General features: G+C 71.4%; 17 protein-coding genes and 2 pseudogenes. 8 read left to right on the forward strand and 11 right to left on the reverse strand.

What is annotated here, in order from left to right:
• Positions 1-13: 13 nt before the first annotated feature.
• Positions 14-1390: a VWA domain-containing protein gene (locus ACIQMX_RS34375; RefSeq protein WP_402484031.1), complete on the forward strand. Its 1377-nt coding sequence runs from the start codon at positions 14-16 to the stop codon at positions 1388-1390.
• 73 nt (positions 1391-1463) lie between these two features.
• Here ACIQMX_RS34375 and ACIQMX_RS34380 read toward each other — a convergent pair whose 3' ends face one another.
• Positions 1464-2741 (reverse strand): right-handed parallel beta-helix repeat-containing protein, encoded by a 1278-nt coding sequence (locus tag ACIQMX_RS34380; RefSeq protein ID WP_402484033.1) that lies wholly within the window; start codon positions 2739-2741, stop codon positions 1464-1466.
• Positions 2742-3334: 593 nt separating this feature from the next.
• On the opposite strand from ACIQMX_RS34380, the gene ACIQMX_RS34385 reads away from it, so the two are divergent.
• Entirely contained in the window at positions 3335-4045 is a 711-nt protein-coding gene (locus ACIQMX_RS34385) for a hypothetical protein (protein WP_363070035.1), read from the forward strand.
• Between the two features lie 171 nt (positions 4046-4216).
• On the opposite strand, the gene ACIQMX_RS34390 is transcribed toward ACIQMX_RS34385, so the two are convergent.
• The 4 genes from ACIQMX_RS34390 to ACIQMX_RS34405 form a co-directional block, all read right to left on the reverse strand.
• A complete protein-coding gene (locus tag ACIQMX_RS34390) occupies positions 4217-4750 on the reverse strand; it encodes a hypothetical protein (protein ID WP_363070037.1) in 534 nt (177 codons plus the stop codon).
• A 164-nt stretch (positions 4751-4914) separates the two neighbouring features.
• Positions 4915-5283 (reverse strand): metalloregulator ArsR/SmtB family transcription factor, encoded by a 369-nt coding sequence (locus tag ACIQMX_RS34395; RefSeq protein ID WP_363070039.1) that lies wholly within the window; start codon positions 5281-5283, stop codon positions 4915-4917.
• Positions 5280-5726 carry an SRPBCC domain-containing protein gene (locus ACIQMX_RS34400; protein ID WP_363070041.1) on the reverse strand — a complete coding sequence of 149 codons (447 nt, stop codon included), beginning with the start codon at positions 5724-5726 and terminating at the stop codon, positions 5280-5282. Before ACIQMX_RS34400 ends, ACIQMX_RS34395 begins: the two co-directional genes overlap by 4 nt.
• Before the next feature lie 770 nt (positions 5727-6496).
• Positions 6497-7114, reverse strand: a complete 618-nt coding sequence (locus ACIQMX_RS34405) for a TOPRIM nucleotidyl transferase/hydrolase domain-containing protein (RefSeq protein ID WP_402484036.1) — start codon at positions 7112-7114, stop codon at positions 6497-6499.
• Between the two features lie 149 nt (positions 7115-7263).
• Here ACIQMX_RS34405 and ACIQMX_RS34410 point away from each other — a divergent pair, with 149 nt between their 5' ends.
• A complete protein-coding gene (locus ACIQMX_RS34410; protein WP_402484038.1) occupies positions 7264-7824 on the forward strand; it encodes a GNAT family N-acetyltransferase in 561 nt (186 codons plus the stop codon).
• 119 nt (positions 7825-7943) lie between these two features.
• Here ACIQMX_RS34410 and ACIQMX_RS34415 read toward each other — a convergent pair whose 3' ends face one another.
• The gene (locus ACIQMX_RS34415; protein ID WP_402484040.1) at positions 7944-8588 is read right to left on the reverse strand and encodes a chorismate mutase; all 645 of its coding nucleotides are present in this window, start codon (positions 8586-8588) and stop codon (positions 7944-7946) included.
• 756 nt (positions 8589-9344) lie between these two features.
• On the opposite strand from ACIQMX_RS34415, the gene ACIQMX_RS34420 reads away from it, so the two are divergent.
• Positions 9345-12719 (forward strand): pyruvate carboxylase, encoded by a 3375-nt coding sequence (locus ACIQMX_RS34420; protein ID WP_402484042.1) that lies wholly within the window; start codon positions 9345-9347, stop codon positions 12717-12719.
• A 47-nt stretch (positions 12720-12766) separates the two neighbouring features.
• Here ACIQMX_RS34420 and ACIQMX_RS34425 read toward each other — a convergent pair whose 3' ends face one another.
• The 3 genes from ACIQMX_RS34425 to ACIQMX_RS34435 form a co-directional block, all read right to left on the reverse strand.
• Complete coding sequence (locus ACIQMX_RS34425; protein ID WP_363070049.1) at positions 12767-14608, reverse strand: DUF2201 family putative metallopeptidase; 1842 nt, start codon at positions 14606-14608, stop codon at positions 12767-12769.
• On the reverse strand, positions 14605-15666 hold the full coding sequence (locus ACIQMX_RS34430; RefSeq protein WP_363070051.1) for a MoxR family ATPase: 1062 nt from the start codon (positions 15664-15666) through the stop codon (positions 14605-14607). The genes ACIQMX_RS34425 and ACIQMX_RS34430 overlap by 4 nt, the downstream gene beginning before the upstream one ends.
• A 149-nt stretch (positions 15667-15815) precedes the next feature.
• Positions 15816-16256 carry a GNAT family N-acetyltransferase gene (locus ACIQMX_RS34435; protein ID WP_402484045.1) on the reverse strand — a complete coding sequence of 147 codons (441 nt, stop codon included), beginning with the start codon at positions 16254-16256 and terminating at the stop codon, positions 15816-15818.
• 103 nt (positions 16257-16359) lie between these two features.
• On the opposite strand from ACIQMX_RS34435, the pseudogene ACIQMX_RS34440 reads away from it, so the two are divergent.
• A pseudogene (locus tag ACIQMX_RS34440) lies at positions 16360-16720 on the forward strand (transposase); the annotation flags it as partial.
• On the opposite strand, the gene ACIQMX_RS34445 reads toward ACIQMX_RS34440, so the two are convergent.
• Entirely contained in the window at positions 16719-17654 is a 936-nt protein-coding gene (locus ACIQMX_RS34445) for an oxidoreductase (RefSeq protein WP_363070055.1), read from the reverse strand. The pseudogene ACIQMX_RS34440 and the gene ACIQMX_RS34445 overlap by 2 nt on opposite strands.
• A gap of 104 nt (positions 17655-17758) precedes the next feature.
• On the opposite strand from ACIQMX_RS34445, the gene ACIQMX_RS34450 reads away from it, so the two are divergent.
• Positions 17759-18343, forward strand: a complete 585-nt coding sequence (locus ACIQMX_RS34450) for a TetR family transcriptional regulator (RefSeq protein WP_363070257.1) — start codon at positions 17759-17761, stop codon at positions 18341-18343.
• 121 nt (positions 18344-18464) lie between these two features.
• Positions 18465-19037 carry a GNAT family N-acetyltransferase gene (locus tag ACIQMX_RS34455; protein ID WP_402484047.1) on the forward strand — a complete coding sequence of 191 codons (573 nt, stop codon included), beginning with the start codon at positions 18465-18467 and terminating at the stop codon, positions 19035-19037.
• Between the two features lie 30 nt (positions 19038-19067).
• Here the strand turns inward: ACIQMX_RS34455 and ACIQMX_RS34460 are convergent, their stop codons facing one another.
• Positions 19068-20384 carry a lipase gene (locus ACIQMX_RS34460; RefSeq protein ID WP_402484049.1) on the reverse strand — a complete coding sequence of 439 codons (1317 nt, stop codon included), beginning with the start codon at positions 20382-20384 and terminating at the stop codon, positions 19068-19070.
• Positions 20385-20565: 181 nt separating this feature from the next.
• Between ACIQMX_RS34460 and ACIQMX_RS34465 the strand changes: the two are divergent.
• Positions 20566-22082, forward strand: a pseudogene (locus ACIQMX_RS34465) (hypothetical protein).
• Positions 22083-22089 lie beyond the last annotated feature (7 nt).

A 22089-nucleotide genomic window follows, 5' to 3' on the forward strand; every position in this document is an offset into this window, starting at 1 on the left:
GCAGACTGTCCTGGTGACGACAGTGAGCAAGGGCGCCAACATGCCGGTGACGGCCTCCACCGTGAAAGCCGTCCTGGGCTGGTCGCCGGGGTCCGGCGTGCCGGATGTGGATGCCTCCGCGCTGCTTCTGACCAGCGGCGGACGGGTCCGGTCCGACGACGACTTCGTCTTCTACAACCAGCCGCGGCACGCGTCCGGAGCCGTACGCCACCTCGGCAAGCAGCCAGGGGCCGACTCGCTCGAGATCGACCTCCACGGGCTGGGACCGGACATCGAGCGGGTGGCTCTGTGCGCTTCGGCCGACGGGGGGACCTTCGGGCAGGTGCCCGGTCTTCATCTGCGTCTGTTCGATGCCGCGTCCGGTGCCGAGTTGGCCCGCTTCGACATGGACGCGGGCGCCGAGACCGCGTATGTGAGCGGCGAGCTCTACCGGCGCGCCGGCGGCTGGAAGTTCCGCGCCGCCGGCCAGGGATACACCAACGGGCTGGCCGGGCTGGCGACCGACTTCGGAATCAGCGTCGACGAGGAACGGCCCTCCCGCGCCCCGGCGCCACCGCTCCCCGCTCATGCGCCGCCCCCGTCCCCCGCACCGTCCCCGGCCGGACGCCAGGAGTCTTCGATCCGGCTCACCAAGGGCGAGGAGAATCTGCCGGTCGACATGCGCAAGCGCCTGTCGCTGCGCAAACAGCAGATCGCCGTCAGCCTGACCAAGCACGGCCTGCCCCGACTGACAGCACGCGTCATCCTCGTCCTCGACGCGTCCGGATCGATGGGCGGCCTGTACTCACGCGGCACCATGGCCGGTGTCACCGAGCGGATGGCGGCTGTCGCGGCCCAGCTCGACGACGACGGGGAGATGCAGGCGTGGACGTTCGCCAGCAATCCCGCGCGCCTTCCCGATCTCGTGGTCGGTGAACTGCCGGACTGGCTCGCTCTGCACGTGCGCGTCGGCCAGGTCAGCCTCTTCGGCCGCAGGAAGCCGCCGAAGGGTCTGCGGCCGGGGCAGGTCGACATGCGCGCGGTCGGGATCCAGAACGAGGAGCAGAAGGTCATCGCCGAGGTGCGCGCCTTCGTGCGTGACCATCCGGTGCCCGACCCGACCCTGGTCCTGTTCTTCTCGGACGGGGGCGTGTACCGCAACGACGAGATCGAGCGGGAGTTGCGTGCGGCGGTGGAGGAGCCGGTCTTCTGGCAGTTCATCGGCCTCGGCCGGTCGCAGTACGGGGTGCTGGAACGCTTCGACACGTTGCCCGGCCGACGGGTCGACAACGTCGGCTTCTTCGCCGCGGACGACATCGAGACGGTCCCCGACGCGGAGCTGTACGACCGGCTCCTGTCAGAGTTCCCGTCCTGGCTGAGGGCGGTCCGTCAGCTCGGCATCCTGCGCTGACCGTCCGCTGGAGTCCGCTCGCGCCCGGTGAAGGGCGGGGCCGCGGCCCCGCCCTTCACCGGGCACCGGACGCCTACGGCGTGACGACGGTGCCGCCGAAGGTCACGACGAGGCGGCCGTCCGCGGCGAACGACCAGTCCATGGCCCCGTCGTACGAGGAGCAGCGGGAACCGTTCGAGCCGGTCCAGAACTGGTTCGAACTGTCGGCGTCGCCGACCGTCTTGTCGTTGGAGCCGCTGCCGCTCCGGCAGGAGGTGTTGTCGCGGTAGACGGAAGTGCCCTTGTCGAAGGAGAAGTTGCGCTCCTCGTTGTCGATGGCGACGTTGTCGGACACCGTCATCGAACCGGGGTTGCTGTTGTACGTGAATCCGTGATGGCCGTTGTCGTAGGCGATGTTGCGTCGCACGACGTGGTCGACCTCGATGCCGTCGCCGCCGAGCTTGAAGCCGTTGCGGTCACCGTCGGCGTTCACTGTCCCGTCCGACAGGGTGCCGTTGCTGTACGAGAGGGAGTCCTCGATGGTCACCGGGCCGATGGGGCCGGTCTCGTTCTTCGTGTAGAGGTCCCAGCCGTCGTCGATGTTGTTGTGGGACACCGTGTAGCGGAAGACGTTCCCGGGCCCGGACGTGAGCTTGGAGGCGAAGCCGTCGGCATCCTCACCGTCGGAGTCGGCGTTGTCGTGCGACTCCGAGCTCAGGATGAGGTTGTTGGCGGGCCACTCGTCGTCCGGCGTGGTCGAGGCGATCCGTGAGATCTGCAGACCCGAGTCGTGGTTGAACCGTGTCACGACGCGTTCGACGATGTTGTTGCTGCCTCCGACGAAGATCCCGTTGTCACCGGCGTGCTCGACGACGATGCCGTTGATGTGCCAGAAGTCCCCGTTCACGGCGAGCCCGCGGTTGGCCGGGTCCTCACTCATCTCCGCGAAGTTCAGCACCGGGCTCTCGCCCGGGTAGGCGGCCAGGGTGGTGCGGGCGCTGGACGAACCGTCGTTGCCCGGCGGAATGGTGACCGTCTGTCCGTAGTGGTACGTGCCGCCGCGCAGGTAGATCGTGCCGCCGGAGTCGACGCGGCTGATGGCCGAGGCCAGAGTCGTCGGGTCGGCTTCCGTTCCGGCCGCGTCGTCGGTGCCGTCCGGCGCCACGTAGAGGGCGGTGGCGGCCAGCGGCACGGAGGCTGCCGACGCGTCGCCGCCGAGCCCGGGCAGGCAGCCCGCGCCGGGGCCGGCGCAGACCGCGGCCGACTCTCCGGCCCGGAGCGGAGCGGGCGCTGCCTGAGCGGTCGCGCCGCTCACGGCGGCCAGCGAGCCGGCCAGCAGGCTGACGCATGCGATGACGGGTTTGATCTGCATCGTTCGACTCCAGGTGGGGTTGGTTCGTTCGACGAGTTGGTGTGGCGGGTTCGTGCCGTCGCGGGGTCCGCCTCTGGGTGGGGCGGCGGACCGGGCAACCGCGCTGCCGGCATGGCGATGTCTGTCGGTACGGGCGCGACCGCACCCACGCCAGGAGGAGAAGCGTGAGCGCCCCTTCTGCCGAGGCTTCAGTCATGGCACCGTGATTGCATGTTCGAGTCCGTGAACGGGGTCTCACGGAGAGGAACGTTCATCGCGGTGTGCAAGCGCTTTCCATGGACCCTAAGTGTCAATCATGTTCACGTCAATGGACATGTATCTGAAACATAATCATGCTCGTGAACCGATGGTGTATCACCCGTCGCCGGTGGAGCGCGACAGCCGCACCGGCCGGTCACGTCGGCGGCCGCGCGTCATGAGCCCTCAGCCGCTTCACGTTCACCGCCACCCGGCGATGCCGCTTGCCCCCGCCGTACCGCCCGGCCGCACACGAGGTCACCGGCCTTCTCCGCATTCCCTCGCGCGCCGAGTCCCATCTGCCGTATTCCTATGGGTGATCCATCAAGTACCCAGTCTTCAGACCGGAGTGAGGCGTGCCGACAATGAACCGGAACCGGATCCCCCTGACCGCAGCGGGGGTCGCAGCCGCGACGCTCGTGCTGGCCGGATGCGGCACCGACGTGCCGACGCTGGAGTTCGGATCGGCGAAGCCGTCCGGCGCCCGGCTCGACGCGCAGCCGCCTCAGGGAAGTTCGCTTCCTGTGGCGCAGTGGCCGGACGCGTGCGAGGCCCTGAGCGATGAGGAGATCCGCGCGATCCTGCCCCAGGCGGAGGACTTCGAGCGCGAGCCCATCAAGGTCACCGTCCTCAACTTCAACCCGCTCGCGGAGTCGGACCCGGGGACCACGGGGGACGTCCCGAAGGGGGGCTGCAAGACCGAGTTCGGCCTGCCCGCCGAGTACGAGAGCGAGCACAACAGCAATGTGCGCCTCGTGTTCCAGACCGTCGCCGATCCCGCGCTCGTGGCGAAGGGGTACGCGAAGGACCAGGCGTACGAGATGAAGAACGGCGGCCGGGACCCCGAGAAGTACCGGGACCTGGGCGCCTCGCTCGGTCCGACGGGGTGCTTCCAGAAGGACGACGCCCAACTGGTCTGCCATCAGGGGCCGTACGAGTTCGAAGTGAGCGGGTCCTCGACCGCGGACGGCGTCGGGGAGTACCCGGAGGCCGACAAGAACTGGCGGGAGAAGGTCCTGACCGAGGTGGTACGGACTCTGAGTGCCCGTATGGCCGGACGGGCATGACGACGGACGGACGGGCGCCCCGCTCCCGCCTGGCACACGGCCTGGCCGGACCGGCATGACGACGGACAGGCGTCCCGCTCCCGCCGGCGGGGCGCCCGTCCGTCGCGCCTGTCCCGGGCAGGGCGCGCCGACGGCGGACAGCAGGGCCGCTCCAGGCGGCCGCGCCCTCCGTCAGGGAGCCTCCACGGTCTTCACCCGGGTGCAGGTGACCACCCGGATCCGGCCGTCCGCGCGTTCATCGGGAAACGTCAGCACCACCTTCCCCTTCGTCCGGCTGACCCTCATCCGGCGATAGCCCGCGTCCTGCCCGTCGGTCAGTCCGCCCGAAACGGTGTAGGCGCCGGCCAGCGCCTGCTCGACGTCGTCGGGCACGTCCTGGACGACATGCGGCCGGCGCGAACGCATCGTCACCGAGAGGCGGCCGGAGTCCAGCGCCCACGCGCCTTCCTCCGACCAAGGGCTGTCCGCGCCGCCGCCCGTCATGAGCCAGTCCCCCTCCTTCGACACCGCGATGCGGGCGCCGGCCCCGTTCTCCGCCTCGAACTCCCAGCTGCCCTTGAGGAACGCCCCCAACGTCCGGAACCGGACGTCGGTCGAACCGCCGTCACGCGAGCAGGCGGAGACCGCGGCGGCCACGAGTCCCGCCATCGTGTACCGCAGTACGGCCCGGCGCCCCATCAGGCGCATGATGTCCCCGGTCTCCACAGACTCGTCCCCTCCCCTGCCCGACGCCGTGCCACCCGACGCGACGTGTACGAGTCACACCATCGCGGCAGCGCGAGCGCCGGGCCAGGAGAACGGCACGCCATGGCCGGATCCCGCCCGCCGGGCCGGAGGGAACGGCCACCGGGCCGGGCCCGTATTCCACTTCACCCGGGCCGCCGGGTCCCCGCGTCCCGCTCCGCCGCCTCGGCGACGCGTTTGATGCGTGCCAGCCGACGGTCCCAGTCCGCTGCCAGCGACGACATCCACCGCGCCGTCGCGTCGAGCGCCGCGGGCCGTACCGCGTACCGCACCTCGCGTCCGACCCGGGTACCGGACACCAGTTCCGCGGCATCCAGGACCGCGAGGTGCTTGACCACGGCCTGCCGCGAGACGGGAAGCCGTTCGGCCAGTGCCGTCGCGCTGGCCTCGCCCTGCGCCGCGAGCAGATCGAGCAACTGACGACGCGTCGGGTCGGCGAGCGCGCCGAGGACCTGGCCGACGGCCTCGGCTTCGCCGGTGCGTTCTTCGGTCATGCGGCGGGCTGTTCGGCGCGCACCCTGAGCGCGTCGAGCTCCAGCGGCCAGCCCCCGGTGTGGTCCTTCAGATTCTGACTGCGCAGCTCCTCGGACCCCGCCAGCGCCGCGAACCCGCTCTCGACGACGCGCAGCCGCGTCCGGTCGCCCTCCTGGGTCAGGGTGAACTCCACGAGGGTGCTGTTGTCCTCGCGCAGTTCCTCTCCCGGGAACGCACTGGTCCAGCGGTACGCCAGGTACGCAGGCGGCCGGACCTTCTCCACACGTACCGGGAAGTCTCCGTGCTCGGGGTGCTTCGCCACCATCAAATCCCCTTCCTTCGCGACGGTGCCCGGCAGGCTCGCCTTGTCGGCCACCCAGAAGCCGGGCTGGGCCACCAGCGACCAGACCCGCTCCAGGGATGCCTCGATCAGGGTTTCGCGTTCGATCCGGTCCTCGCTCATGAGCTGACTCCGCTTCTTGTCGCCATTGGACTTGCAACTTCAGGGTTGCACATCACGACATCACGCGCAACCTGAAGGTTGCGCGATGGCGCGCCGCGATCCGATCGGAAACCCCCGCGTGCGGATCCGCGAGGCAGAGGTGCTGTCCTGCGACCGGTACGTCCTGCGCAGAACGGCCCTTGGCTACGAGCACACCGGCGGACACGTCAGCCGGGAGCGGCGGGAGACGTACGACCACGGTGACGGGGTGACGTCCCTGCTCCACAGCACCGGCCATGGGACCGTGCTGCCGACCCGTCGGTTCCGTCTGCCCGCCTACGTCAACGGACACCCCGACGGCATGCTCCTGGAAGCCGCGGCGGCACTCCGCGACGGCGACGGCCCGCACACGACGATCCGCCGCGAGGCCGCCGAGGAGACCGGAGACGTCATCGGCGCTCCTGAGCACGTCTTCGCCGTCTGCACGAGCCCGGGATCCGTCGCCGGACGCCTGCTTTCCACGCCGCCCGGTACGACCCGGTGGGCGATCCGGCCGGGCCGACGGGGGGCGCGGCCGAGGGCGAGGTCATCACCACCGTCGAGCTCAGGTTCGCCGAGGCGCAGGCCGTGGCACGCGCCGGTCCGATCGTCGGCGCGACCACCGTCACGCTGCTCCAACGGGCCTGCGTGGAAGGCCTGTTCCACCACCCGGCCCCCATCCCCACACCGTCTGACGGTGTGCGCCGCCGCGGCGTCGGCCTCATGCCGCCGGCAGCCGACGCACCCGGCTGTCAGAGGCCCGCGAGCAGCCCTTCGAGCGGGGCGGGTACGCGCCCGGGGTCGAGTGCCTCGACCAGGACGCGGCCGTAGTGGATCTTGCGCCCCTTCTTCGTGCCGAGGAAGCGCCGCACACGCTGCTGCGGGGTACGGCTGCGCTGGGCGGGCTGGTGCAGGAAGGTACGGAAGGCGCGTCCGTCGCCCTCGGCCTGGATGAGTTCCTCCACGCGCGGCACACCGAGGGCGCGGATGAGTTCGTCCTCCAGATCCGCGGCGCAGACGAAGAACTCGTCCTGCGCGGCTTCCGCCCGCTCCAGACCGCGCGTGTAGTAGGGCCGTTCGGCCTCGTCGCACAGTCCCGTGAGCCGAAGCCCCAGTCCTGGCGGCCCGAGCAGGCGGGCGAAGCGTCCGACACTCATGGCACCGCCCATCGGCAGGACGCAGATCCCTTCGGCCGCCAGGTTCCGGCCGCGGCTCGCGGCCAGGGCGTTCACCGCCGCGGAGTCGCTCGGCCCCTCCAGCAGGACGGCCGCGCGGACGGGCAGCCGCGCGGCGATTTCGCGCGCGGGCTCACCGGGGCCGCCGGCCGCCCACGCGATGACGGTCTCCCGGAACAGTTGCATGTCGGCCACGGAACAAGTCTCCGCCCTCCTCCGCTCCCGCGGTAGTGAATTACTGCCGGCCTCTGCTCGAAGCCGGCTCCCCCGGGCTCCGCGACCGCCACGGATTCGGGTGCCGAACCACAGCAACGGGGGGGGCCGCTGGTGAAAGATGGGCGACCATGACCCACGTGATCGGAGTTCCGGCCCCCGACGACGCCCCGGCGCTGGGCTCCTTGCAGTTGACGGTCTGGCTGGAGACCTATCCCAACGCGGAGGCGGGCATCGATGAGGCCTGGATACGCGAGCACCGCGGCTCCTGCGCGACCACGGAGGGCATAGCCCGGTGGCGGGATTTCATCGAAGCGGCCGGACAACGGCCGGACCTGCTCTTCTGCCGCGTGGTCCGCTCCGGGACGGAGATCGTCGGCTTCCTGTGCGGTCGGCGGGAGGAGGTGGTGACGCTCGGCCCGATGTACCTGCTGGAGCGGGTCCGGGGCCGCGGCGCCGGGGACCTGCTGATGGGCGAGTTCCTCGCCTGGGCCGAGGACGAGCCCGTCTTCCTGTGGGTCACCGAGTACAACGACCGGGCGGTCCGGTTCTACGAGAGGTACGGCTTCGAGGCCACCGGCGAGCGCGAGCTCTGGCGGGGCCGCCTGCCGAACGCACGCATGGCCCGCTCCGGCGCGCCGAGCGCCGGACTGGACCGCACCCCCGGTCACGGCGGATCATCCGCTACCTGACCGTGCCGCTCCGGACTGCGGCCCGGCAGGCGCCGCCACCGGCCGTCGCACATCCGGACGCGGGTCGGCACGCTCGCGGAAGATCCGCTCGGTGCCGGAGGGCGGCCTCGTCCGCCTGCTCACCCCCCGCTCTCCATCGCATCACCCTCGCCGGGCGTGCAGACAGTGCGCAGAGCGTACGTCAACGCCGTCGCGTGGAGGCGATCGAGGTGTCGACGGTGACGTACGTCCGCCTCGGCGGCAGTCAGTGTGCCCGCGCAGGAAGGAGCCGCTCGTACGGCGGCCGAGGCGGCGATCGCGCGCACCGTCTCGGCGTTGATGCGATTGATCTCCTCGCGCACCCGGGCGAGATCCGTTCGGGATGCCGGCGCCTCGGCGGGATCGGCGTTCCAGCGCAGGTGCATCGCGCGCTGAACCTGCTTGTTCGCCTCGATCTGGTCCTGGAAGATCCGTACGGTCTCCCGCGGGTCGGCCCCTTCTTCGCGCGCCAGCCGGGTCACGGTGTCGAGGACCTGCTGCTCGCGGGCCGGATCGTCGACAGGAGCACCGGTCCCCCACTTGGCGGAGGCGACGAGGTCCGCCGTGGCCAGGCGGCGGGCCGCCGGATCGACGAGCCGGTGGAGCCGGTCGTATCCGCTGCGGCCCGCTCCGGCAGCGGGCGGCGGCTGCGAGGGCGCGGCCGTCGCGTTCGGCCCCGGGAGGAGCAGGACGGCGGCGACGGCGCCGGCGGTGAGCAGGCGCTGGGGGCGAACGGGCGGTTGCATGGAGTGATCGTACGGTCACTCGCCGAGCCGCGCGGTGCACGTGCCGCACGTCATCCGGCTGAACGCCTCTGCCCCTCAGTGTCTGCCGTCGGCGGACCGACGCTCGCTCAGGACCGTGCTCGGGGTGGCCGGTTCGCGGCCGATCAGACCTGCCGGAGTCGGGCCAACAGCTGCTGACTCGCCCGCTCGAGCGGCCCCGGACATGCCCAGGACCCGGTCGGCAGCCTCGGCGGGCGCTCCGTCGCCCCGCAGCCGTCCGGGGCACGGGTCACCCGATGCTGCGGCCCTCGTGACGGTGCGGCCCGTGGCAGCGGTGGCGACGCCGGGGTGCCCCGGACGTCTCCTTCCGCCGGGCGTCCGCACTGCCCGCGCGGACGCCTCGTCCTCCTCGTCCGCACCAGACCGAAAGGCACCCGGCCGCTCCGGCCGACAGGCCGCCCGACGCGTGTTTCCGCCCGGGTGCGCAGGCCTTCTGATGCCGGGTCGGGAGCCGACGTCCACCGCGGCTGTGCGCTGCCGCGGCGCTTGGATCCGCTGCTCGTGGGGGCCGGCGGGCCGGAATCGCGGCACGTGACGCACGCCATCCTTTGCGCCCGCGATCTCTGGGAAGGTCTCCGGTACGGTGTCGAACGCTCCGGGCCCGAGAACCACGGAGCGCTTCGCCACCGCCACGTGACCACCGGATGCCGATTGGCGTATCCCGTGCGTCATCGCCTGCCCTGAGGCCACGCGCCCGTGACACGAATGGGGAGTTTGATGTTCGACAAGGTATTGGTCGCCAACCGCGGGGAGATCGCGATCCGGGCGTTCCGCGCGGCGTTCGAGCTCGGGATCTCCACCGTGGCCGTGTACCCGCACGAGGACCGCAATTCCCTCCACCGTGCCAAGGCCGACGAGGCCTACCGGATCGGCGAGCCGGGACATCCCGTACGGGCCTACCTCTCGGTGGAAGAGGTGATCAGAGCAGCCCGGAAGGCGGGCGCGGACGCGATCTACCCGGGCTACGGATTCCTGTCGGAGAATCCGGACCTCGCGGCTGCCTGCGCCGACGCCGGGATCACGTTCGTCGGACCGCCGGCAGCGGTGCTGAATCTGACGGGAAACAAGTCCCGGGCGGTCGCGGCCGCCCGCGAGGCCGGCGTCCCGGTGCTGAAGTCTTCCGAGCCGTCACAGGACGTGGACGAGCTCGTCGCGGCCTCCGAGGACATCGGCTTCCCCGTCTTCGTGAAGGCCGTCGCGGGTGGCGGCGGGCGCGGAATGCGCCGGGTGGCGGAGCCGGGTGAACTGCGCGAGGCGATCGACGCGGCCATGCGTGAGGCCGGGTCCGCGTTCGGCGACGCGACGGTCTTCCTGGAGCAGGCCGTGATCAACCCCCGGCACATCGAGGTGCAGATCCTCGCCGACGCCGAGGGCAATGTCGTCCATCTCTACGAGCGTGACTGCTCGTTGCAGCGCCGCCACCAGAAGGTCGTCGAGATCGCGCCCGCCCCCAATCTGGACCCGGCCCTGCGGGACCGGATCTGTGCCGACGCGGTCGCCTTCGCGCGTCACATCGGATACGTGAACGCGGGCACCGTCGAGTTCCTCGTCGACGAGCGCGGCAACCATGTGTTCATCGAGATGAACCCCCGGATCCAGGTCGAGCACACCGTCACCGAACAGGTCACCGGACGCGACCTGGTGATCGCGCAGCTGCGCATCGCCTCCGGCATGACGCTGCCCGGTCTCCATCTCACGCAGGACGACATCACCCTCAACGGCACGGCGCTGCAGTGCCGCATCACGACGGAGGACCCGGCCAACGGGTTCCGGCCGGACACCGGCACCATCTCCGCGTACCGCTCGCCGGGCGGACCCGGCGTACGGCTGGACGGCGGCACCGTGCACACCGGCGCCGAGGTGTCGGCCCACTTCGACTCGATGCTGGTCAAACTGACGTGTCACGGGCACGACTTCACCAACGCGGCCCGTCGTGCACGCCGGGCGATCGCGGAGTTCCGCATCCGCGGTGTGGCCACGAACCTGCCGTTCCTGGGGGCCGTGCTGGATCAGCCCGACTTCCGGGCGGGGCGCGTCACGACCAGCTTCATCGAGGAGCATCCGGAGCTGATCCGGGCCCGCCCGTCGGCCGACCGGGGCAGCCGCATGCTCGGCTACCTCGCCGAGACCACCGTCAACCGGCCGTACGGCCCCAGGCCCTCCGTCATCGAGCCCGCCGACAAGCTGCCCGCACTGCCGGCCGGCACGCCGCCGGCCGGGTCCCGGCAGCGCCTCGCGGCCATCGGTCCCGAGGCCTTCGCCGCGGAGCTGCGCGCCCAGGCGGCCGTCGCCGTCACCGACACCACGTTCCGGGACGCCCACCAGTCGCTGCTGGCCACCCGGGTCCGTACCCGTGATCTGCTCGCCGTCGCCCCGCACGTCGCGCGGACCGTGCCGCAGCTGCTGAGCATCGAGTGCTGGGGCGGCGCCACCTACGACGTGGCGCTGCGCTTCCTGGCGGAGGACCCGTGGGAGCGGCTGGCCAAGCTCCGGGAGGCCGTGCCGAACATCTGTACGCAGATGCTGCTGCGCGGGCGCAACACGGTGGGCTACACGCCCTACCCCACGGAAGTCACCGAGGCGTTCGTCGCCGAGGCCGCGGCCACCGGGATGGACATCTTCCGCATCTTCGACGCCCTCAACGACGTGTCCCAGATGCGTCCGGCGATCGACGCCGTCCGCGCCACCGGCACTTCGGTCGCCGAAGTGGCGCTCTGCTACACGGCGGACCTCTCCGACCCGGGCGAGACCCTGTACACGCTGGACTACTACCTGCGTCTCGCCGAGCAGATCGTGAAAGCCGGCGCCCATGTGCTCGCCATCAAGGACATGGCCGGGCTGCTGCGTCCGCCCGCGGCCCGCACCCTCGTCACGGCGCTGCGCGAACGGTTCGACCTGCCGGTCCATCTGCACACCCATGACACCGCCGGTGGGCAGCTGGGCACGCTGATCGCCGCGATCGACGCCGGCGTGGACGCGGTGGACGCGGCGGTCGCCTCCATGGCGGGAACGACCAGCCAGCCCCCCATGTCGGCGCTGGTGGCCGCCACGGACCACACGGAGCGCGCGACGGGCCTTTCCCTCCAGGCGGTCGGTGACCTGGAGCCCTACTGGGAGGCGACCCGCAAGGTGTACGCCCCGTTCGAGTCCGGGCTGGCCTCGCCGACCGGCCGGATCTACCACCACGAGATCCCCGGCGGGCAGCTGTCCAACCTGCGCCAGCAGGCCATCGCCCTCGGGCTGGGCGACCGCTTCGAGCTCATCGAGGACTGCTACGCCGCGGCCGACCGCATGCTCGGCCGGCTGGTGAAGGTGACGCCCTCGTCGAAGGTGGTCGGCGACCTGGCGCTGCATCTGGTGGGTGCGGGGGTCGAGGCGTCGGACTTCGAGTCCGACCCCGGCAAGTTCGACGTGCCGGACTCCGTGATCGGGTTCCTGCGGGGCGAGCTGGGCGACCCGCCCGGTGGCTGGCCGGAGCCGTTCCGTACCCGCGCGCTGCAGGGCCGTCCGGCGAAGGAGCAGACACCGCAGCTGTCGGACGAAGACCTCGAAGCGCTGCGCGAGTCACCGCGCGCGACGCTGAACCGGCTGCTGTTCCCCGGCCCGACCAAGGAGTTCAACGCGCACCGCGAGGCGTACGGGGACACCTCCGTACTGCCGACGCAGGACTTCCTGTACGGCCTGGAGACGGAGACCGAGCACACGGTCACCCTCGACCCCGGTGTCACCCTGCTGATCGAGCTGGAGGCGATCTCCGAGGCGGACGAGCGTGGTTTCCGGAGCGTACTGGCCACTCTCAACGGGCAGTTGCGGCCCGTCTCGGTGCGGGACAAGTCCGTCGCGACCGATGTGAAGGCGGCGGAGAAGGCGGACCGGGGCAACGAGGGCCATGTCGCCGCGCCGTTCGCCGGCGTCGTGACGCTGCAGGTCGAGGAGGGCGCTTCGGTGTCGGCCGGCCAGACGGTCGCCACCATCGAGGCGATGAAGATGGAGGCCTCGATCACGGCACAGGCCGCGGGTGTGGTGCGCCGCCTGGCGATCGGCAGGGTCCAGCAGGTCGAGGCCGGTGATCTCCTCATCGAGGTCGGCTGACGTTCCCGGCCCGTCCGGATACCGGCGGACGGACCCGCCGCGCGGTCTCAGCTCAGACGGAACACCGGGCCGCGCGGTGTGAACGGCAACGAGGCGCCCTGCGGGATCAGGAAGGCGTGTTCGCGCCGGATCCGCAGGGTGTCACACCATCCGTCCGTGATGACGAGCACCGGGGCCGTCGGCGGGAAGTCGTCGGCCCGCCGCAGCAGTTCGATGCCGGGCTGGAGTTCGGTCCCGCCGCGGCCGCGCACCCGCACCCGCCCGGCGATCTCGGCCGGTGGCAGGTAGCCGGCGTCGTACGCTGCCGCGTCGCAGAAGACCACGCGCGCCGCGGGTACGTCACGTGCCTCCGCGTACGACGCGATGGCACCGAGCGCCTTGCCCAGGAGGCCTCTGTCCATCGAGCCGGAGGTGTCCAGGACGACGCCGAAGGTGCAGCGCGCCGTCTCCTGCGGAGGGAAGCGGCGGCCCGCGCGCGGGATGTCCGGGGTCGACGCCTGTCTGCGTGCCGGGCGCGCGTAGGACCGTACGGCCTCGGGCCGCGGGACGTACTCGTCGAACCAGCGGGCGAGCCTCGCGTCCCACGGCACGGGCGGGTGGGCCAGCGCCCGGATCTCCTCGACGAGTCCGGAGGGCAGAAGGCCGCGCTCCCCGTGCCGGTGCAGGTCGAAGCCCTGGACCAGCCCGCGCCGGTAGAACTCGTCCAGGTCGGTGCAGGCGCGGGCCTCGGCGTGCGGCAGCGCCTCGCCGAGGATGTCACCTGCGCCTCTGCCCCGCAGCGTGGCGAGGCGCCGCTGCCGGCGCAGGCCGGTCGCGATCCGGTCGTACACCTCCTCGGCGGACAGCCCGCGCAGGCCGGGGTCGTACAGCAGCCCTTCGGGCATGTCGCCGACACGCATCTGGACGAGCCAGTCGTTGACGACGTAGTCCGCGGCGACGTTGAACAGGAACGGGTCGCGCCCACCGCCGCGTTCACCGTGGCGCAGAGCGGCGTGCAGCATCTCGTGGGCGAGGACGAACCGCCACTCCTCTTCGCTCAGCGCCCGCAGCGGGTTGACGTAGATCTCGCCCGCCACGGAACTCACCGCGGCGATGGAGATGCCCTGCGACCGGGCGAGTTCGGCGTCGGCGACGACCGTGAGACCGGCGGCGAGCCCGCCCAGCAACGGATAGGAGGAGACGAACCAGTTCAGGGCCCGGTCCCAGGGGCGCAGCGGTGCGCGTACGCCGGTGACGCTGTCCCGGCGGCCACCCGCCACGTCCATCGCGGCGGAGACGCTGCGGGTGAGGGCGCGCGCGAAGGACGTCTCCCAGTCGGGGACGGCGGAGTTGTTCCAGGTCCTCCAGGTGGTGAGGACCTGGTCGGGTTGTCCGCCCGCGGTTCCGCAGGCCTCGTACAGGGCGGGAATGCCGTCCCGGCGCCAACGGGCGGCAAGCTGCTCCTCGTCACCGCCGGGATAGGAATCCGGCAGGTCGACGGGGGGACGGCCGGTCGGATGGGTGAGCAGGAAGCGGTTGACGACCACGCAGCGTGCCGCGAGGTCGAACCGGTCGGGCTGCTCGCGCCGGTCGTCCGCGGCGGCCGGCACATGGCCGAAACCCAGATGCAGCAGGCAGTGGGCCAGGGTCCAGGCCCACTCGGCCGGATCGGCCCGCTTCGTGGGGTGGACATGGACGGTGCCGTTGGAAGTGACGACGGCCAGTCCGCCGGCCGGAGTCAGGACGCAGTCGGGCGCTCTGCACACGGACGCCTCGACGGCGGCGAAAGCCGGGTTCCGCCTGGCCATCGCGAGCCCGGCGGCGAACGCCTCGGCGGCCGGGTCGGACACCGCGCCCTTGCCTGCCTTCCGGCCCCTGGCACCGGCCCGGTGGCCGGCGGTCGCCTTCATCGCCGGGCCTCGACCAGCCTGGGCATGTCGCGTGCGGCTTCGACGAGGAACCAGGCGGGCAGCACCGGCTGACCGTCGGTGTCGTCCGCGATGACGGTCTGGGCGACCTCGACGGAGATCTCGGCGAGGTGCACGAGCAGCGACTTGGCCCGGTGGGCGGTCTGCCGCATCGATGCCGAGACGTGCTCCCTGCGCCGGGGAAGCTCCTTCACGAGCCGTCCGCGGAACGCCTCGGCCAGGTAGTACAGCAGGTCGCGGTCCTCGATCCGGGCGGGCCAGGAGGCATCGCCCTTCAGGATGGCCTCGATGCCGAAGGAGTGGCGGACGATCTTGGCGTACCCGCAGAAGGAGACGGCGTGGGCGGGGGTGAGCGTGCCGTGCACGATGACCTTGAGCGTCTCCTCGCCGATGTCCGGCCCGAAGGAGTGCAGCGCGTCGGAGAGCATGTGCCAGGACCGGGGCGTGGAGAAGGCTTCCTCGGTCTTGGGCGGCTGGGACCAGAGGTGGTCGGGGCGGTCGGCGAGGTAGTCCGTCACCCACGGATGGACCCCGTTCTCCCCCGCCCACACCAGCCAGTCCGCCGACGAGGCCCGCAGATGGACGTGGGTGAGACGGTTGACCAGCGCGGACGCGATGGGCCTCGCCAGCGCGTTGTCCGTGGCACGGTTGCCGGCGCCGATGACGACCGAACCGGCAGGCAGCTCGTACGATCCGATCCTCCGGTCCAGGATGAGTGAGTAGAACGCCTTCTGGACGTCGGGCGTGGCGGCGTTGAGCTCGTCGAGGAAGAGGCAGTAGGGCTCGTCGCGGGCGATGGCCTCCGGCGGGCAGAACACGGAGCGGCCGTCACGGATCTGCGGCACGCCGATCAGGTCCTCCGGTGCGAGCTGCGTGCCGAGAAGGCTGACGCACTCCATTCCCAGCGAGTCGGCGAACTTCCGTACGAGCGACGACTTCCCGATGCCGGGCGCTCCCCACAGGAACACGGGCCGTACGGTGGCGAGCCCCAGCAGCAGTTCGGGGATCTGGGCGGGAGTGACGGTGACGGCAGCCTGCACGCTGGTGAGTTCCTCAGGGCTCGGGAGTCGAAGCCCGCTCAGTATGCGGAGGCCGGGTGATGCGCGCAGCCGAATTTCGCCGCGCCGTCCGGTGCCGTCCCGGGTCGCGTCGTCCGATGCCGTCCCGGGTCTCGTCACCCGGTGCGGCTTCAGGAAACGTAGCGGCGGAAGCCCTGGGCCGCGGCCCTGAAGCCGCACGCTTCGTAGAAGGTGTGGACGTACGCGTCATCGGCGGCCAGCAGCTGCACTTTGTAGCAGCCCTCCGTCGCGGCGAGGTGGAAGGCCGCGTCCATCAGCAGGCGGCCGACGCCGCGCCGCTGAGCGGCGCCCGCCACCACGACGTTCTCCACGAACAGGATGGCCCGGCCGCCCCGGGTGAGGTTCGGCATGACCAGGCAGTCGGCCGTGCCGACGAGGGTGCCGGCGGCGTCGGCCACCAGGACGGTGCGTCCGCGCTGCCGCGAGATCCGCTCCCACACGTCGTGCGCGGACGCCTGGGGCAGCGGGGCATCGTCCGGGTTCAGTTCGCCGTAGAGGGCCAGCAGCGCCGGCAGGTCGCTCTCGTCCGCCTGCCGCACGGTGATCTTCATGGGCCGAGCTTAGAGGTCGCGCGGATAGGCGCGGTGGTGGTACCTGGCAGCAGGACAGGTACAGATCCTGGTGATCATGGAGTTGCGACGCTCTGTGATCACCGGGGAAGAGGGTCTGAAACGCTCGGGCATGACGGACGGGTAGGGCATTCCACTGGGCCGCGTCCTGGCTGGGCCGACCGACACGACTCCCCACTGCTCGCGCCGGCCCTGGACCGCTGGACGACCTCCGACCGCTGCCCGACGACATCACCGTCCGCCTGGACGCCGGCTACGACTCCGACAGGACTCGCGCCCTGCTCGACGAGCGTGGCCTGCGGGGCCGGATCGCGCACAAGGGCGAGAAGGCGCCCCTCCAGGCAAGCCAGAGGTGGCAGGTGGAGCGCACCCATGCCTGGCAGAACGCCTTCCATCGCCTCGCCCGCTGCTACGAGCGCCGGGCCATCGTCATCGACGCCTTCTTCAGGAAGTTGCCGGAGACAGGAACCGCACGTCGGTGAGTTGTTCCGACAGTTCCCACAGGCGGCGGCCGGTCCGGGCATCGGCTGCCGCGGTGGACAACTCCACCTGCGTCGGGCCGCCTCGCAGCTCGGCGAAGCCGTCCGGCCCGATGAACTCACCGCCCTTCACGACCGGGGCGGTGGCCGCGTACAGCTGGGGCAGTACACCCTGCTCCGAGGGCTGGGCGAGCGGGGCGAGGATGCGGCCGTACAGCACCTTCACCATGCCGACCGGCGCGCTGGTTTGGAGGTTGGTGGAGGTGAAGCCGGGGTGGGCGAGCAGGCTGCGGACCGAGCTGTCTGCCGCGGTCAGCCTCCGGTGGAGTTCCCGTCCGAAGACGGCGTTGGCGAACTTCGACTGGTTGTAGAACCCCATGGGCGAGTACTTGCGCTCGCCGGAAAGGTCGTCGAAGTAGAGGTGCCCCTGCCGGTGGTTGATCGAACTCACCGTGACCACGCGGGGGTCGTTGCCGACGGTCAGCAGGTCGAGCAGCAGACCAGTGAGCGCGAAGTGGCCGAGGTGGTTGCAGGCGAACTGCAACTCGTGGCCCTGAGCGCTCAGTGAGCGGGGCGGCGCCATCACGCCGGCGTTGTTGACGAGCACGTCCAGCCGCGGATGATCGGCGCGCAACCGATCGGCGAACGCCCGGACCGAATCGAGATCGGCCAGGTCGAGGCGGCGCACCTCAAGGTCGGCGCCAGGCTGCTCAGCTGTGATCTCCGCGGCGGCCCGGTGGCCTCTGGCCTCGTCGCGTACCGCGAGGATCACGTGCCCGCCCTTGCGGGCGAGTGCCCGGGTGGTCGCCAGGCCGAGGCCGCTGTTGGCTCCGGTCACGACAAACACTCGCTCGGCCTGGTCCGGGATCTGATCGGCGGTCCAGCGCTGATTCTTCGTCATGCGACACACGCTGCCTTCGCTGGCACTTGGTGTCAAGCAGTTACCGAGTGCCATGTATGGCATGGCGGTAGGATTGCCCGGTGAACTCCCGACCTGAAGTCACCATGGCCCAGCGCAAACGCCAGCTCGTCTCCAACGAGCTGAGCGAAGCGGCGCTGCAGCTACTGGCACTGAAGGGGTTCGACGCGGTCACCATCGACGAGATCGCGGCCACCGCCGGCGTGTCCAAGCGGACATTCTTCCGGTACTTCGCCTCCAAGGAGGACGTGGTCGTCCAGTTCCTGGCCGACATGGGCATCGGCATGCGCGCGGCGCTGGCGTCTCGCCCCATCGAGGAGCAGCCCTCCGCGTCCCTGCAGCACACCGTCTGGGTCTCCATGGCTGCCTGCGCCGACCATTCCGACAGGGCACTGCGCGTGGTTCAGCTGATTCTGCGCACTCCCGCCCTGCGCGCACGTTTTCTGGAACGCCAGGACCAGTGGCGCGACGACCTGGCAGCAGAGTTGGCGCAGCGCCTGCGCCTCGACCCCGACACCGATCTGTACCCGCAGCTAGCCGCCGGGATGGCGCTCACCGCCTTCGACGCCGTGCTGCAACGGTGGAGCGGTAGCGAAGGTGGTGAGGACCCCGCCGAACTGACCGGCCGGGCCTTCGCCACCATTGCCCCGGCGTTGGACTCTGTCGAGTGAGCTGACTTGCAGCCGGCGAGAGATGTGCGCTCAGGAGTTGCAGGAGCTTGTCGAAGATGATCAGGTCGCTGATCAGGCGTGGGTCCCGCCCGCCGCCCCGGCGTCATGTCAGTGTGGGGCCATGGCCTTGGACGTTCGCCCGGCATCGGACTTCGAGGACGTCCGCGCGCTCCTCGGCCCGAAGTCGTCCGGCGCCAACGTGTGCTGGTGCCTGAGCCACCGGATCCCGTCCGCGCTCAACAGCGAGCTGCGCGGCCCGGCGCGCGGTGAGTTCGTCGCCGGGCTGTGCCGGGCGAAGCCCCCGCCCGGAGTCCTCGCCCACGACGGCGACGAGCCGGTCGGCTGGGCCGCCGTGGCGCCGCGCTCCGAGACCTCGTTCGCACGCAGCCGCCGGATTCCGCACGTCGACGACCTGCCCGTCTGGTCGCTGTGGTGCATCCGGGTGCGCCCCGGGCACCGGAAGCAGGGGATCTCGCACGCCCTCATCGCCGGTGCCGTCGAGTTCGCCCGCGCCAACGGTGCGCCGGCGATCGAGGCCTACCCGGTCGACAACGGTGACGCCAAGGTCGACCTGACGATGGCGTACGCCGGGATCCGGAAGAACTTCGAGCGCGCCGGGTTCATCCATGCCGCCGACACCACGTCCGTACTGGCCGGGCATCCCCGGGTCCTGATGCGCCTCGACCTGCGCTGAGGCACGGCCCGGCCGGCACGAAACGTGCGGTCACCGCCGGCGCAGCTCGCCGAACCACTTCACGATCGCCGTCGTGGCCGCGACGTTGGATCCCAGGTGGCGCGACTCCTTGTGGTCGACCTCCCCGAGATCGACGACCGGGACATCCGGCCCCCTGCGGGCCAGAGCGGCCCGGCAGTGCTCCGTGTTCTCCGTGGTGGCCTGCTCGTCCCCCGTCGCCATGTAGAGCCGGACCGGAGCGCGGGGCGTCCAGTCGGTGCACACGGCGTCCGTGGTGCGCAGGGCCGCCGCCAGCGCTCCGGTCGGATGCGTGAGCAGGGCGAGGCCGTGATCCGTCAGCAGCGCGTCCAGGGAGTCCGGGATCCCCTGCATCAGTTCCAGCCCCGTGTGTGCCCCGTCGAAGAGCTCCTCGACCGTCTGCGCGTACGTGCCCCGGAAGACCTCGGCGGGCCGCTCGTAGATGGGGTGCAGCCGGTTGAACGCCACCAGCGTGTACGCCGCGTACACCGCGCTGGACTTGGGATCGAGCCTGCCCGCGACCAGTGCGGGCAGCTCCGCGCCGCCGAAGTCGTACGCCCCGCTGACCGGGGCCAGCGCGCCCAGCCGGAACCAGCGGTCCTGGCCCGCCTCCAGAGCCCTGCCCAGCCCGAGGGCGGCCGAGGCCCCCTGCGAGAAGCCGGTGACCAGGACCTCACGGTCCAGGATGTGTCCGGTTCGGGGCGCGAAGGCGCGGGCGGCCCGCAGCATGTCCAGCGAGGCCGTGGTCTCGGAGGCGATGTCCATCCACGGGTGCAGCCCGGGGCCCTTGCCCAGCCCCAGGTAGTCGGGCGCGACCGCCGCGGCGCCGGCCGCCGCGTGTGCGATCACGGGCGCCGAGTGGAACACGGCTCGCCTCATGGACGGGGAGTCGTCCTTGTGTGAGCCGGTGCCGTGCGCGAAGGAGACTGCCCGCAGGCGGGTCCCGGTGCCGAGCGGCACCGCGAACAGACCGCTGGCCGTGGTGGGGTGTCCCTTCGCGTCGACCGTACGGTAGATCAGCCGGTACGCGACCACTCCGTGGCGGACGGTGTCGTCCCCGAACCCGGCGGTGCGCAGTTCGGCCGCCGCGGCTTCCGGGCCGGCGAGCGTGTACAGCTTCTCGGCGGAGACCAGCGTCCCGCGGCCGGACTCCTCGTGCTGCGTACCCTCCTGGGCTGCGGCGGGCACTGCGGCGACCGCCGGAGCGACTGCGCCGGCCAGGACCGGACCGGCCAGCAGCACGCCGCAGCAGACCGCCGCCACAGGTGCTCTCAGGCGGACTCGGTGACGGGTCGCGCCGAGCGGCGCGGTGGCGGGCGAGTTGACCATGGATTCCTCCAAGTGCGTTGCCGATGCGGTCACTTCACCCTCACGTGTCTCGCACGTGAGCACACTGGTGCGGTCCCCCGGGCATCTCCTGACGCCATCCCCCGTTCGCCTCGGGCGTGCGGCGCGTCCGCAGGCCGGAATCCGCAGGTCCTGGGCGGAGGGTCCGGGCAGGATGACGGTCGTGAATCATGTGCTCTGCGGCCTCGCCCGCAATACCGCCCTGCCGGCGGAACTGGTCGATCGGCTGGTCTCGGTCGCGGACGAGGATGTTGCCGCGAGTCTCGCCGGTCGTGCCGACCTCAGCCGTGCGCAGGCGGCGGCTCTGTCGGCGCGCGTTGCGCAGAGCACGGTCCAACTGGTCCGTGAAGGCCGGCTGACCGCCCTGGACGTCGATCCGCGGGCCCGGCCGGATGCCGCCCTCGCCCTGCTCGACGAGGGTTCGGGCAAGCCGGAATGGGCGCGCAGGTTCGCGACGGATCCGGTCGTCGAACACCGGGAGGAACGTGCGGCCTGCCCCGGCCTCCCCCTGGACGTGGTGCGGTTGCCGGCCGGGGACGCGGACGTGCGCGTGGTCGCCGAGCTCGCGCTGTGGGCCACGCCGGAGGTCGCTGCCGGACTCGCGGGGCATCCGCGCGCCGAGGTGCGCCGCGCGTTGGCGCACAACGAGGACACGCCACCGGCCGTGCTGGCCGCGCTGGTCACCGGTGAGGGGTTGCCGCCCGCCCGGCGGTGCCTGGTCTGCGACAGGGAGGAGACACCGTTCGTCCATGACCGGCAGTGCGAGCAGCCCGGCTGCGATCTGCTGCCGGGCGCCTCGTGCGACGGTTCCCACGAGTCCACCGTGTTCGACATGCGCCTGGCGGCACTCCACAACCCGGCCACGCCCACCGATGTCGTCACCGGCTTTGCCCGGCATCCTTCGACGCTGCTGCGCTGGGCCCTCGCCGCCCGCCCCGGACTGCCGCCGGAGGTGAGCAGACGGCTTGCGGAGGATCCGGTTCCGGGGGTACGGGCGGACCTTGCCGAGAACGCCGCGATCGACGACTCCGTGATGCGCACCCTGGCGGGCGACCCCGACGACAGCGTACGCCGCAGCCTCGCCCGCAACCCGAACGTGCCTCTCGACATGCTCATCGGCCTGGCGCGCACCACCCGGATCGGCCCCGCCCTGCTGCCGCGGATCGCCTGCGCTTCCCTACCGAAGTCGCCGAAATGGCCACGTCACCGGTCCCTGCCGCAAGGATGCTCCTGGCCCTGCGCCGCGATCTGCCTGCGGGGATCCGCGACGCGCTCGCTGCCGACCCCGATGCGAAGGTGGTCAAGGCCATCGCGCCCCACCCCGGCCTCTCCGACGCACAGCTGCGGGACATGACCCGGCGTCACGCGACCCGGATCGCGGCCGGGGTGGCGGCCAACCCGGAGGCGACACCGGAGCTGCTGGACGGTCAGGCCCGGCACGGTCCACCGGCGCGCAAGGCCCTCCGCACCATCGCACGGCACCCGCACGCGCCCGCTGCGGCGCTCCTCGTCTGCCTGTCCGACGACAGGGCGCGGGAGGCGGCCGCCGCGCATCCGGCTCTGCCGGAGCACGTCGTGGTCGCGCTGCTCGCCGGCCCGGACCCGCACGTGGCGGAAGCCGCGGCCACCAACCCGTCGCTGCCGTCCGCCGTGATGTGGGATCTGGTGTCCCGCCTGTGAACCGGCG

This window comes from Streptomyces sp. NPDC091416, assembly GCF_044756845.1.
In the GTDB taxonomy this organism is placed as follows: Bacteria; Actinomycetota; Actinomycetes; order Streptomycetales; family Streptomycetaceae; genus Streptomyces.